Raw genomic sequence first — 13143 nt, 5'->3', positions numbered from 1 at the left:
TTCCCCGCTAACCGGCCAAAGCCCGAAAGGAAGTAGTCGTCTTCCCTTCGGGCCATGCCGCTGACTAACTCAGTTGGCGGGCGTGTAGAACTGCGTGGAGTACTCATCCAGCGCAGGCTTGCGCACAGTGCCGACTTCCATCATGTAATCGACAAAGGACTGCGCGTAATCGAGGAAGGTATCCTCGGCGCGACCGTCTTCGCTAACGGTGCCAAAGGTCACATACCCATCCCGCCCCAAGGCGGTGAAGCTGTTGCTCACGACAACAAGTTCCGTGGTATCGGTCAAAGGCTGCCACTCGCCCTCATTGCGAACGCGATATTCGATATCGTACAAGCGCTGCCCTGCCGGACGATTCATATCCACATACCAGCGCAGGCCGGAAGCATAAGGATAGGCACCGCTGGAATTGCTGTGAGCGTAATCAACCGCTTCATTTAGTACCTGGCGAATTTCCGCACCGGTTATTTCAAGGTTGGTCAGCGTGTTGGCGAACGGCAGCAGCGTGTAGGCATCGCCAATGGTGATATCACCCGCAGGGATATCAATGCGTACGCCACCCGCGTTTTGAATGGAAACATCGGCGTTTTTGCTCAGAAACAGGAAGGAACTGGCCACCACATTGGGAATGTCACCGCCACGGTTGGGGTCTTCACCCGTGCAGGTGGTGTCGCCGTAGGGCACACCCGGAATCCGTGCCAGGCAAAGGTCTTCAGTAGCCATGCCAATAACATTATTGCGGAACTCGTCGAGCTGCTCCGTGTAGCTGCTGAGCACCGCCTGGGCCGCGGGCTCCGGTGTAGTCAGACTGAGCTGGGGGTCGGCGTCAATAACCGCCATCACCTCAGCCTCGGCATCACCAGTCAGGGCAAGGTCATTACGGCTTGGCTGATCCAGCAGCAGGTGCGGCACCCCTTCGCAGGAGACAACATTGCCTTCACTGTCCCACTGCACATTCAGTTCGCCAAGTACCTTGGCGTACTCCCAGGCTTGGGCCACGCAGGCCATGTTGCCATCGGCATTGGTGACCCTGGTCGGATACTCGCCGCCGGCATTCAGACCGTAAGCATCAAAGTCGCCCAGCAGGGTGTGAGAGTCACCACCGATGATGACATCCACACCCGACAGGTTACGCGCCATCTCCAGGTCATTTTCATACTGATAATGCGTCAGCAGGATGATTTTGTTGACGCCCTGATCGGCCAGCTCGTTGATCATCGCCTGGGCCGTTTCCTGCTCATCCAGAAACTCGGTCGTTGCCAGCGGGCTGGAGCTGCCTTGGGTCTTGCCGCTGATGTCGATGCCGATCACCCCGACCTGCTGGCCGTCCACCTCATGAATGTAGTAGGGCTTGATGTAGTCGTCTTCGGCACTGGGCGCCAGCGGCGTGCCTACCTGTGGCTTGACGTTGGCAGCCAGCACCGGGGTGTTACAGCTACCTTCAGCGAGATAATCGAGGAACTTCACCAGCCCAGCATCGCCCCGGTCAAACTCGTGGTTACCAAGGGCAAAGGCATCGAAACAGACCGCGTTCATTAAGGCCGCGTCAGCCTCACCCTCAAAACTGGAAAAGTACAGCGTACCGGTGATCGCATCCCCGGCGTGCAGTTTCAGCACGTTATCCAGCTCGGCTTCACGCTCTGCCATTTTGGCTGCCACTCGCGGAAACCCGCCCAGGGCGAAACTGGTTTCGGTGCCAGCGATATCAAGATCGATGCTGCTTTCTTCCAGGTTGGAATGATGATCGTTGATATGCAGAATATTCAGCGCCAGAGGCTGAGCCGCAGGATTATCGTCAGCATTGCTGTCGCTATCACTATTACACCCACTCAACACCAACGTTGAGATGGCTGCCGTCAGGACCAGGAAGGCTTGAGGTCTCACGAATACGCTCCTTTGAATGAGTACTTCGAGCGCAAGCCTGCCAGTTGTATGTGTCAGTCCGGTGATGCCTAGGGAAGCGCTGATTAATTCCACACGCTCTCTGCGAGCGCTCAAGCGTGCAGATGCAAGGCGCGATGTGCAGCCGATAGTGGTTCTATTGGCAAGCAGCGCAACACAGCAGATGCATGCTTGAGCGCTCGCCCTACGGGGCGTTCAGGCCGGGCCGCACTCTGCGTTGTGGTTTCTCGACAGGTCCCGACATGCCTTCGAAACCACGCCTTGATTGCAGCCCGGCCTGAACGCCAGAGGGCATGTGGAATTAATCAGTGCTTCCCCAGATGCCGACTTGGTGACAGCCCCTGTACCCTCGACAGCCCTTGATACCTACCGCATACTCGGCTCAACCACAGGAGCCATGCATGGATTGGGAAACACTGCTGTGCCGCGAACGACTGGGCAAACCGGTCGCCAGCGACGACGAGTTGGGGCGCACGCCCTTTCACAAAGATCACGACCGCGTTATTTTTTCCGGTGCCTTCCGCCGCCTGGGCAAGAAAACCCAGGTTCACCCGGTGTCCAGCAACGATCACATTCACACCCGTCTGACCCACAGTCTGGAAGTGGGCTGTGTCGGGCGCTCGCTCGGTATGCGGGTGGGCGAGATGCTGCGCAGCGAGATGCCGGACTGGTGTCAGCCCGCCGATCTGGGGGTAATCGTTCAGGCCGCTTGCCTGGCGCACGACATCGGCAACCCGCCCTACGGACATTCCGGCGAAGATGCCATACGCCACTGGTTTCGCCAGGCTGAACAGCGCGGCATGCTGGATCAGCTGAGTGACGCCGAGAAGCAGGACTTTCTGCATTTTGAAGGCAACGCGCAGGGCTTTCGCGTACTTACCCAGATTGAGTACCACCAGGCCGAAGGCGGCATGCGCCTGACCTATGCCACGCTCGGAGCCTACCTGAAATACCCCTGGACCGCCCAGCACGCTAACGACCTTGGCTACAAGAAGCACAAGTTCGGTTGCTACCAGGCCGAGTTTCCCCTGTTGCAGCAAATCGCGGGCAAACTGGGCCTGCCGGCGCTGGGCCCGCACCGCTGGGCGCGGCACCCGCTGGTGTATCTGGTGGAGGCGGCCGATGACATCTGCTACGGCCTGATTGATCTGGAAGACGGGCTGGAGATGGACCTGCTGGCATATGCCGAGGTGGAGCGCGTGCTGCTGGACCTGGTGGGTGATGACCTGCCGGAGACCTACCGCCAGCTGGGCCCTAACGACTCTCAGCGTCGCCGTCTGGCCATCTTGCGCGGCAAGGCGATTGAGCATTTGGTCAATGCGGCCGCGCAGGCCTTTATTGATCAGCAGCCGGCACTGCTGGCCGGTGAGCTGCAGGGCGATCTGGTCGAGCACATGCCGCCAGCCGCGCGCAACTGCGTGCTAACGGCCAAGGATATGGCGCGCAAGCGGATCTTCCAGGACAAGCGCAAGACACTGCACGAGATCGGCGCCTACAGCACGCTGGAAACCCTGCTGGACGCCTTCTGCAGCGCCGTCAACGAGCTGCACGCCGGGCAAAACCTGAGTTTCAAGCACCAGCGCATTCTTGATCTGATTGGCCACACCATTCCGCAGGCAGACTGGCCGCCCTACCGCAGCTATCTGCGGGTACTGGATTTTATCGCCGGCATGACCGACCTCTACGCCGCCGATATGGCCGCCCAGATTCGCGGCATCAACCCCGCCTGAGTCAGGCCAGAGCGCCCGCCTGGCGGCGCTCCAGACGCTGCAGCAGCAGGTCGACCAGCAGAAGCTGGGCGCTGATAGCCTGAGTGGCGGTCTGAAAATAGTCTACCGAGTGCACCGCTGTGGACTGTTCCTTGAGCAGTTCACCAATGGTCTCCAGCAGACGGTCCAGTGACTCTTCAGCAGCGCGTACCGGCTGGCTCAGTACCGGGCGCAGCTCCGGATCCGACACCAGACGGGCCAGCGCCGCATAGCATTGTTCGTTGATCTGGGTGCTGAGCTGCCCGAGGCGTTCCCGCCAGACCGCAAGGTTCTGACGATTGGCGGCGATACCGGTACCGATGGCACGGGACTGCCCGAGCAGTTCGATATTGCGCAGCAACTCCAGCCATTGCCCCTCTGCCTGCGGCGCAAGGCGCCCCAGACGCACCAGGTCAAAGCGCTCGGCCAATGCGCTGACGGTATCCAGCAGGGCCTGAACGAGGTCTATCTGAAGGCTTAGCAGGCGTTCGGGCGACGTCGGCGTGTCGGGCTGGTTGACCCGCTCCCAGAGCTGCACCGCCTGGTGCCAGCTGGGCAGCCAGTGCAGCGTCGGCTGGTATACCCGGCAACGTTCGAACAACTGGCGAACTTGTTGGTTAACCGACCAGAGCCGGGCTTCCAGTGAACGCTCTCCCGATTGCACACCATAGGACAATCCTCGATGGCGCTGGACCTGTTCAATCAACTGACGTAGCAAACGAATCTGCGCCACCGCTACCTGCCGCTCTTGCAGGTAGCGGCACCGCTTGCGCTGACGGGCACGCAACCAGGCGCCGGCAACCAGCACCAGCAGAAGAATCAACAGCGTCAATGCCATCTCTGCCCTCCCATCCCTGTGAAGCAGACGCCGGGCCTACTCTCGGGCCGACAGGAGCTCGATGCGATAGCCGTCAGGATCTTCGACAAAGGCAAGGATGCGGCTGCCGTGCTTCATCGGACCGGCCTCGCGCACCACTTTGCCCCCGGCAGCGCGAATCTGTTCGCAGGCACGGTATACGTCCAGCACCTCAATGGCGATGTGGCCGTATCCGCTGCCCAGCTCGTAGCTGCTGGTATCCCAATTCCAGGTCAGCTCCAGTACCGCGTGCTCGGCCTCGTTGCCGTAGCCGACAAAGGCATTGGTAAAGCGACCGTCGGGGTAGTCCTTGCGGCGCAGCAGGGTCATGCCGAGCACTTCGGTGTAGAAGGCGATGGATTTTTCGAGGTCTCCAACACGGAGCATGGTGTGCAGAATTCGCATGATCGGCGCCCTTGCGAGGATGTACAGACAAAGCTACCGGTTTCCCCGCTCCGCCCGCAACTGTAAAACGAAAACGCCCGGTGAAATCGCTTTCACCGGGCGTCAGATCGAGCCTTGACTGGCTTAGAGCAGCTTGCGGCCCTTGCCGGCCGCAATGCGCATGCGCAGTGCATTCAGCTTGATAAAGCCAGCCGCGTCGGCCTGATCGTAGGCGCCAGCGTCGTCTTCAAAGGTCGCGATGTTGGCGTCGAACAGCGAGTCGTCGGACTTGCGACCGACAACAATGACGTTGCCCTTGTACAGCTTCAGGCGCACGACACCGTTCACGTTCACCTGCGAAGCGTCGATCATCTGCTGCAGCATGACGCGCTCCGGGCTCCACCAGAAACCGTTGTAGATCAGCTCGGCGTACTTCGGCATCAGGCTGTCTTTCAGGTGGGCAACTTCACGGTCCAGGGTGATGGACTCGATGGCGCGGTGGCCCTTGAGCATGATGGTGCCGCCGGGGGTTTCGTAGCAGCCGCGGGACTTCATGCCGACAAAGCGGTTCTCGACGATATCCAGACGACCGATACCGTTGGCGCCGCCAACCTTGTTCAGGTAGGTCAGCACTTCAGCCGGGGTCATTTCCTGGCCGTCGATGGCAACGATGTCGCCGTTGCGGTAGCTCAGCTCGATGTAGGTCGCCTGGTCAGGGGCGCTCTCCGGGGAGACGGTCCAGCGCCACATGTCTTCTTCGTGCTCGGTCCAGGTATCTTCCAGCACGCCGCCTTCATAGGAGATGTGCAGCAGGTTGGCGTCCATCGAGTAGGGAGACTTCTTCTTGCCGTGGCGCTCGATCGGAATACCGTGCTTCTCGGCGTAATCCATCAGCTTCTCGCGCGACAGCAGATCCCATTCACGCCAGGGAGCGATCACTTTTACGCCCGGCTTCAGCGCGTAGGCACCCAGTTCAAAGCGAACCTGGTCGTTACCCTTGCCGGTGGCGCCGTGGGAGATGGCATCACCACCGGTTTCGTTGGCGATTTCGATCAGGCGCTTGGCGATCAGCGGGCGCGCGATGGAGGTGCCCAGTAGGTACTCACCTTCATAAACGGTGTTGGCGCGGAACATCGGGAACACAAAGTCACGCACGAATTCTTCGCGCAGGTCGTCGATGTAGATTTCCTTGACGCCCATGGCCTGGGCCTTGGCGCGTGCCGGTTCTACTTCTTCACCCTGACCCAGGTCAGCGGTAAAGGTGACCACTTCACAGTCGTAGGTTTCCTGCAGCCACTTGAGGATGACCGAGGTATCCAGACCGCCGGAATAGGCCAGGACGACTTTTTTGACTTCTGCCATTTCGTGCTCCCTTAAAAGCAAGACTGAACCGCCACCCCGAACGGAGCGGGCGAAAGGCGCCTATTCTAGCGCCACACAGGCGGGAATCACAGGGGAGACAGGGCGATAGACCTGTAACAGGACAGTCTGCAAGCAGATGGGCGGACTAGTTGTATTGCAGGCGCAGCATGACACGCCGGTTAGCCGCACGGCCTTCGGCGGTGCGATTGCTGGCAATGGGATAGCGGTCGCCGTGAAAACGCATGCTGAACAGGGACTCATCCACGCCCTTTTCCATCAGATAGTCTCGCACCGCCAGCGCCCGCTGGCGCGACAGCTCGCGATTATCCAGCCGGTTGCCCTGATTGTCGGAGTGGCCATCGAGCACAATCTCGTTCAGTTGATCCGCAGCCTGAATGTACTGCAACACGGCATCCAGCATGCTCTTGGCGTCGTCGCTCAGCACACTCCCGCCAGAGCGAAAGCTGATGGTACTCTGCTCGGCCTGCGCCGCACTGATCGGCAGCAGCTTGCTGACGCACGCCTGATAGTCGACCCAGGCCTGTTGATAGCCGACGCTGGAGACCACCACCCGCACCGATTCACCGCCAGCCAGGCTGCTGCGCATGATGGTTGGCTGCAGCCCCGAGGCCAGGCCCGCCAGCATACGGCCTGCCTGCTCGTAGGGCAGCAGCATTGCCTGACTGCCGTTGGCAACCACGCCCTGGCCGACTGGCTGTGCGGCCGTGCCCGGACGCCACGGCGGTGGCTCGTTGAATACCTGCGCCGGCCCCGGACGCATCGGGTTGTCCCAGGCCGTCAGTTCAAACGCCGGACGCTCCCCGGCGCGACGCACAAAGGTCGCCTCACCGTAGCCCGCCACCGACTGCGACAGACGGCAGGCAAACTGATCCCCCTCCACCTGCCAGCGAACATCTTCCATGCGGGTCTGGAAGGTCATCGCCTGGGCCGGTAGCGCCACGCTCAGCAGAACAGTCAGGTAGGCTCGTGTCACCGGGGTCTCCACGTTCGTTCCGAATATCAAAGACACACGGACGCACATCTCTCTTGCCGGGATCATCGGCACAGGCAGCAGAAACTTTAGTGCTGTCGTGCAGCCGCCGACCAGCGGCGCAGTGTCAAAGAAGGGCTGTTTGCGGTAGCATTGCGCCATTCTCAAGCACTGGATTTCCCCGATGACTGACCGCCTGACGCTCACCCGCCCGGATGACTGGCATATTCACCTGCGCGACGGCGCCATGCTGCAACACACGGTGCCGGACGCCGCCCGCAGCTTTGGCCGCGCCATCATCATGCCCAATCTGGTACCGCCGGTACGCGACGCCGCCGAGGCGGCTGGTTACCGCGAGCGCATTCTTGCCGCCCGTCCAGCTGGCTCCCAGTTTGAACCGCTTATGGTGCTGTACCTGACCGACCAGACCTCTCCTGAGGTCGTGCGCCAGGCCAAGGCCAGCGGCCAGGTCGTCGCTGCCAAGCTCTACCCGGCAGGCGCCACCACCAATTCCCAGTCTGGCGTCACCGCGCTGGAGAACATCTATCCGGCGCTCGAAGCCATGGCCGAGGTAGGCATGTTGTTGCTGGTGCACGGCGAGGTAACCCACGCCGAAGTCGACATCTTCGATCGGGAAAAAGCCTTTATCGACCAGCAGTTGATCAAGGTGGTAGAGCGCTTCCCCACCCTGAAAGTGGTGTTTGAGCACATTACCACCGGCGATGCGGTCAGCTTCGTTGAGCAGGCATCCGACAATGTCGCTGCGACCATTACCGCCCACCACCTGATGTTCAACCGCAACCATATGCTGGTTGGCGGGATTCGCCCTCACCTGTTCTGTCTGCCGGTGCTCAAGCGTCAGACGCACCAACAGGCCCTGCGCGCCGCAGCCATTTCCGGCTCCGCCAAGTTCTTCCTGGGCACCGACTCTGCACCACACGCACGCCATGCCAAGGAAGCCGCCTGCGGTTGTGCCGGTTGCTACACGGCACACGCCGCGATCGAGCTGTACGCCGAGACCTTTGATGAACTGGGCGCGCTGGACAAGTTGGAAGGTTTTGCCAGTTTCCACGGGGCTGACTTCTACGGTCTGCCACGCAATACCGATACGATCACGCTGGTCCGTGACAGCTGGGCGGTACCGGCAGAACTGCCGTTCGGTGATCAAAACGTCGTACCGCTGCGCGCGGGCGAACACATCCACTGGCGTCTGGCCTGATACTTATCAACCGTTAAGGAAATACCGTGAGCGAGTTCGACTTTGACGATGAAGAACGCGATCCCGTGACCTCGGGCAAGGCCAAATCGCCGCTGGCATACCGCTTTCGGGGCTTCCTGCCGGTCGTGGTGGATGTCGAGACCGGTGGCTTCAATGCGGCCACCGACGCGCTGCTGGAGATTGCGGCAACCACCATCAATATGGATGACGATGGCCTGGTCTACCCGGATCAGACCACGTTCTTTCGTATCGAGCCCTTTGAAGGCGCCAACATCGAAGCGGCCGCGCTGGAATTTACCGGCATCAAGCTTGATCATCCCCTGCGCCAGGCGGTGAGCGAGGAACACGCGCTTGGCGAGATCTTCAAGCAGATCCGCAAGGCCATCAAATCAGCCGGCTGCAAGCGCGCCGTGCTGGTTGGCCACAACGCGTTTTTCGATCTGGGCTTTCTCAACGCGGCGGTCGCACGTACCGAGCTCAAGCGCAACCCCTTCCACCCCTTCTCCTGCTTCGATACCGCCACACTGGGCGGTTTGGCCTATGGTCAGACCGTGCTGGCCAAGGCCTGCAGCGCAGCGGGCATCGACTTTGATGGCCGCGAAGCGCACTCGGCGCGCTACGATACGGAGAAAACCGCCGACCTGTTTTGCACCATCGTCAACCGCTGGCGTGAAATGGGCGGCTGGCCCCCAGTCGAGTGACCAGCAGGCAGGCGCCTCTGCCTGCCTACACTGCCCTCCGTGCTTGCCCGTCCGGGACGCTGGGGTTATGGTCGCAATGACAGTGAAATCATCCACTACACTGGAACAGTAGTCCTGTTCGGCCGTGCGGCAGGACAGGGCCCATCTGTCAGCACGTGCTGGTCAGTTCCCGTCCCGCTTGGGGCTTTGCGGAATTTATCCGCCTGTAGCGTGGTCTACGCCCAGAGGCCGGACCATTGATAATCAGAAAAAGGAGTCATTTCACATGCGCAAATCCCTTGCCCTGCTGTTCTCAGCCACCATCGGATACGCTTCCCTCAGCGCCACGCCTGTTGCCGCAGAAACCTTCGTGACTATCGGCACCGGTGGCCAGACCGGTGTGTACTACGTTGTCGGTCAGTCGGTCTGCCGACTGCTCAACCGCAACAGCGCAGACCACGGTATTCGCTGCAACGCGCCCTCAAGCGGCGGCTCCGTCGCCAACGTCAACGCCATTCGCGGCGGCGAGATGAACATGGGTGTTGTGCAGTCCGACATTCAGTACAAGGCCTATGAGGGCGTTCAGAGCTTTGAAGCCGACGGCGCATTCAGTGACATGCGCGCCATGTTTGCACTGCACGGTGAGCCGCTGACGGTGGTCGCACGCAAAGACGCCGGCATTTCAGGTGTCACCGATCTCAAGGGCAAGCGCGTCAATATCGGCAACCCGGGTTCCGGTCAACGCGACACCATGGACGTGGTCATGGGCGCGCTGGGCTGGACTGTTGATGATCTGGCGCTGGCCTCCGAGCTGGGGGCCGCCGAGCAGGCAGCGGCTCTGGGCGACAACAACATTGACGCTATGGTCTATGTGGTCGGCCACCCGAATGGCTCAATCCAGGAAGCGACCACCACTGTAGACGCCAACCTGGTGTCGGTATCCGGCCCGGAAATTGATCAGCTGATCAGCGAGCGTCCTTACTACGCCAAGGCGATCATCCCTGGCGGCCTGTACCGCGGCAACGATAACGACACCGCAACCTTCGGCGTACGCGCCACCCTGGTTGCCTCTACCGCTACCGACGAAGAAACCGTGTACCAGACCGTGAAAGCCGTGTTCGAGAACTTCGACCGCTTCAAGCGCCTGCATCCGGCCTTCGCCACCCTCAAGGAAGAGGAAATGATCAAGGAAGGTCTGTCCGCACCGCTGCACGACGGCGCGATCCGCTACTACAAGGAGCGCGGCTGGATGTAATCACAAAAAAGGGGCCTTTCAGGCCCCTTTTTTGCTTTCCACTCAAGCGTCCCTTTTTGCACTGCATCGCGGCTTCACAAGAGACGCATGCGCAGGCAGCACTATCAGCGCTGCCACAGGATAAAACACCAATAATCAGGAGAAGCGCGCAGCCATGAGCCAAACAAGCGACGCCAATGATCTGAACTCCGAACTTGAAGATCTGGTGGCAACCAGTGATACCGGTGCACGCAAGCCCACTGGCGCTGCCCGAAAGTTGCTGCTGAGTATTGCCGCGACCTGGTCGCTGTTTCAGTTGTGGATCGCCTCGCCCTTGCCCTTCATGGTGGGCTTCGGCGTATTCAACAGTACCGAATCACGCTCGATCCACCTCGCATTTGCCGTCTTTTTGGGCTTTATGGCCTACCCCGCGTTCAAGCGATCACCGCGCGATTACATTCCCGTCATTGATTGGGTTCTGGCGCTGGTGGCCGCGTTTTGCGCGGCCTATCTGTACATTTTCTATACCGACCTGGCTGCTCGGCCGGGGCGTCCCATCACCCAGGATGTGATCGTTGCCGTCATCGGGCTGGTGCTATTGCTTGAGGCCACACGCCGTGCCCTTGGGCCACCGCTGATGATCGTGGCCCTGGTATTTATCGTCTATTCCATGGCCGGCCCCTGGATGCCGGGTATCCTGGCGCACCGGGGCGTCAGCCTTGAAGCCCTGATCAACCACCAGTGGCTGACCACCCAGGGCGTATTTGGTATCGCCCTGGGCGTATCTACCAGCTTCGTATTCCTGTTCGTGCTGTTCGGCTCTCTGCTCGACAAGGCCGGCGCGGGCAACTATTTCATCAAAGTCGCGTTCTCGCTATTGGGCCACTATCGCGGTGGCCCGGCCAAGGCTGCCGTGGTGGCCTCCGGCATGACCGGGCTTATCTCCGGCTCGTCCATCGCCAACACCGTGACCACCGGCACCTTCACCATTCCGATGATGAAACGCGTGGGGTTCTCCGCCGAGAAGGCCGGCGCGGTCGAGGTCGCATCGTCCGTCAACGGCCAGATCATGCCGCCGGTCATGGGTGCGGCCGCCTTTTTGATGGTTGAGTACGTGGGTATTTCCTACGTTGAGGTCATTAAGCATGCCTTTTTGCCCGCGCTGATTTCCTATATCGCGCTGGTGTACATCGTGCATCTGGAAGCGGTAAAAGCGGGCATGAAGGGCCTGCAAAGCAGTAACCCGCCGCGCCCACTGCTACGCAAGGTGCTCGGCTTTATGACCGGGCTGATCCTGCTGATGGCGCTCTCCTTTGCGGTCTACTACGGTTTGGGCTGGCTAAAACCGCTCCTTGGCGACGCCGCCGGCTGGGTGATCGGCGCAGCGCTCGGTGCGGTCTATATCGGCCTGCTGAAAATAGGGTCGCGCTACCCCGAACTGGAGATGGATGACCCGGAAGCACCGGTGGTCAGCCTACCGCAGACCAGGCCCACCGTGATGTCCGGGCTGCACTTTATTCTGCCGGTGATCGTGCTGATCTGGTGCCTGATGGTAGAGCGCCTGTCGCCCGGCCTGTCGGCCTTTTGGGCCACGGTGCTGATGATCGTCATCATCATTACCCAACGCCCGCTGATGGCGCTGTTCCGTGGCCAGGGCGAGGCCGGCGCCGCCACCGTTAAGGGCCTGGATGACCTTTGGCAGGGCCTGATAGCAGGCGCGCGCAACATGATCGGTATCGGCATCGCCACCGCGACCGCCGGCATCATCGTCGGCGCCGTCTCGCAGACCGGTGTGGGCCTGGTCCTGGCTGATCTGGTCGAGATCCTGTCGATGGGCAATCTGCTGCTGATGCTGGTACTGACCGCCGTGCTCAGCCTGATTCTGGGCATGGGCCTGCCGACCACCGCCAACTACATCGTCGTGTCGGCGCTGCTGGCGCCTGTGATCGTGACCCTGGGCCAGCAAAGCGGCCTGCTGGTGCCGCTGATTGCCGTGCATCTGTTCGTGTTCTATTTCGGCATCATGGCTGACGTCACTCCGCCCGTCGGTCTGGCTTCCTTTGCCGCAGCGGCGGTGTCAGGTGGCGATCCGATCCGCACCGGTTTTCAGGCGTTTTACTACAGCCTGCGTACAGCGGCCCTGCCCTTCCTGTTCATCTTCAACACCGATCTGCTGCTGATCGATGTGGACTTTATGCACGGGCTGCTGATCTTTGCCGTCGCGACGCTGGCCATGCTGATCTTTGCCGCCGCCACCCAAGGCTGGCTGGTCGTCAGGAGTCGCTGGTATGAGAGCATTCTCTTGTTGCTGGTCGCATTTACCCTGTTCCGCCCCGGTTTCTGGATGGATATGGTGCACGACCCCTACCGCAGCGTGCCGCCAGCACAAATTGAGCAGGTACTGGAGCGGGTCGACGCCGGTAGCAACCTGCGTATCCAGGTCGACGGCGTAGACGATATCGGACAGCCGCGCACCTTCTTTGTGCTGGTACCGGTGCCCGAAGGCAGCTCCGGCAGCGAGCGTCTGGACAAACTCGGCCTGCTGCTGATGCAAGACGGTGATCGTACCCTGGTCGACATGGTGACCTACGGCAGCCCGGCAGCTGACCTGGGCTTTGACTTTGATCAGGAAATTGTCGAGATCCTGGCTCCGGTTGATCGCTGGGCCAAGGAATGGATGTGGATTCCCGGCCTGGCGGTACTGCTGCTGGTGATCGGACTGCAATGGCGTCGGCGGCCTGCCGATGGCGCACACGCGAGGGCCTGA

Annotated in this window: 10 protein-coding genes; 5 read left to right on the top strand and 5 right to left on the bottom strand. The window is 60.8% G+C overall.

Features of this window, described 5'->3' with window-relative positions:
• Positions 1 to 69 precede the first annotated feature (69 nt).
• On the bottom strand, positions 70 to 1884 hold the full coding sequence (gene nadN / locus ASB58_RS06670) for an NAD nucleotidase (RefSeq protein WP_202974594.1): 1815 nt from the start codon (positions 1882 to 1884) through the stop codon (positions 70 to 72).
• A gap of 419 nt (positions 1885 to 2303) precedes the next feature.
• Here nadN and ASB58_RS06665 point away from each other — a divergent pair, with 419 nt between their 5' ends.
• Positions 2304 to 3632 carry a deoxyguanosinetriphosphate triphosphohydrolase gene (locus tag ASB58_RS06665; RefSeq protein WP_118129746.1) on the top strand — a complete coding sequence of 443 codons (1329 nt, stop codon included), beginning with the start codon at positions 2304 to 2306 and terminating at the stop codon, positions 3630 to 3632.
• Between the two features lies 1 nt (position 3633).
• Here the strand turns inward: ASB58_RS06665 and ASB58_RS06660 are convergent, their stop codons facing one another.
• The 4 genes from ASB58_RS06660 to ASB58_RS06645 form a co-directional block, all read right to left on the bottom strand.
• Complete coding sequence (locus ASB58_RS06660) at positions 3634 to 4488, bottom strand: hypothetical protein (RefSeq protein ID WP_118129745.1); 855 nt, start codon at positions 4486 to 4488, stop codon at positions 3634 to 3636.
• Between the two features lie 36 nt (positions 4489 to 4524).
• Positions 4525 to 4911 (bottom strand): lactoylglutathione lyase, encoded by a 387-nt coding sequence (gloA, locus tag ASB58_RS06655; protein WP_118129744.1) that lies wholly within the window; start codon positions 4909 to 4911, stop codon positions 4525 to 4527.
• A gap of 123 nt (positions 4912 to 5034) precedes the next feature.
• Positions 5035 to 6252, bottom strand: a complete 1218-nt coding sequence (locus ASB58_RS06650; protein ID WP_118129743.1) for an argininosuccinate synthase — start codon at positions 6250 to 6252, stop codon at positions 5035 to 5037.
• A 145-nt stretch (positions 6253 to 6397) separates the two neighbouring features.
• Positions 6398 to 7246, bottom strand: a complete 849-nt coding sequence (locus tag ASB58_RS06645; RefSeq protein WP_165771288.1) for a flagellar protein MotY — start codon at positions 7244 to 7246, stop codon at positions 6398 to 6400.
• 181 nt (positions 7247 to 7427) lie between these two features.
• Between ASB58_RS06645 and pyrC the strand changes: the two genes are divergently transcribed.
• From pyrC to ASB58_RS06625, 4 genes are all read left to right on the top strand, one after another.
• The gene (pyrC, locus tag ASB58_RS06640) at positions 7428 to 8462 is read left to right on the top strand and encodes a dihydroorotase (RefSeq protein ID WP_118129742.1); all 1035 of its coding nucleotides are present in this window, start codon (positions 7428 to 7430) and stop codon (positions 8460 to 8462) included.
• Between the two features lie 26 nt (positions 8463 to 8488).
• Positions 8489 to 9163 (top strand): ribonuclease T, encoded by a 675-nt coding sequence (gene rnt / locus ASB58_RS06635; protein WP_096005177.1) that lies wholly within the window; start codon positions 8489 to 8491, stop codon positions 9161 to 9163.
• Positions 9164 to 9428: 265 nt separating this feature from the next.
• Entirely contained in the window at positions 9429 to 10397 is a 969-nt protein-coding gene (locus ASB58_RS06630) for a TAXI family TRAP transporter solute-binding subunit (protein ID WP_118129741.1), read from the top strand.
• A 154-nt stretch (positions 10398 to 10551) separates the two neighbouring features.
• Positions 10552 to 13143, top strand: a complete 2592-nt coding sequence (locus tag ASB58_RS06625) for a TRAP transporter permease (RefSeq protein ID WP_118129740.1) — start codon at positions 10552 to 10554, stop codon at positions 13141 to 13143.

It is taken from the genome of Pseudomonas abyssi, from assembly GCF_003444685.1.
Taxonomy (GTDB): Bacteria; Pseudomonadota; Gammaproteobacteria; order Pseudomonadales; family Pseudomonadaceae; genus Halopseudomonas; species Halopseudomonas abyssi.
The sequence above is the reverse complement of the archived record's forward strand: the minus strand, read 5'-3'. Positions and strand labels throughout refer to the sequence as shown.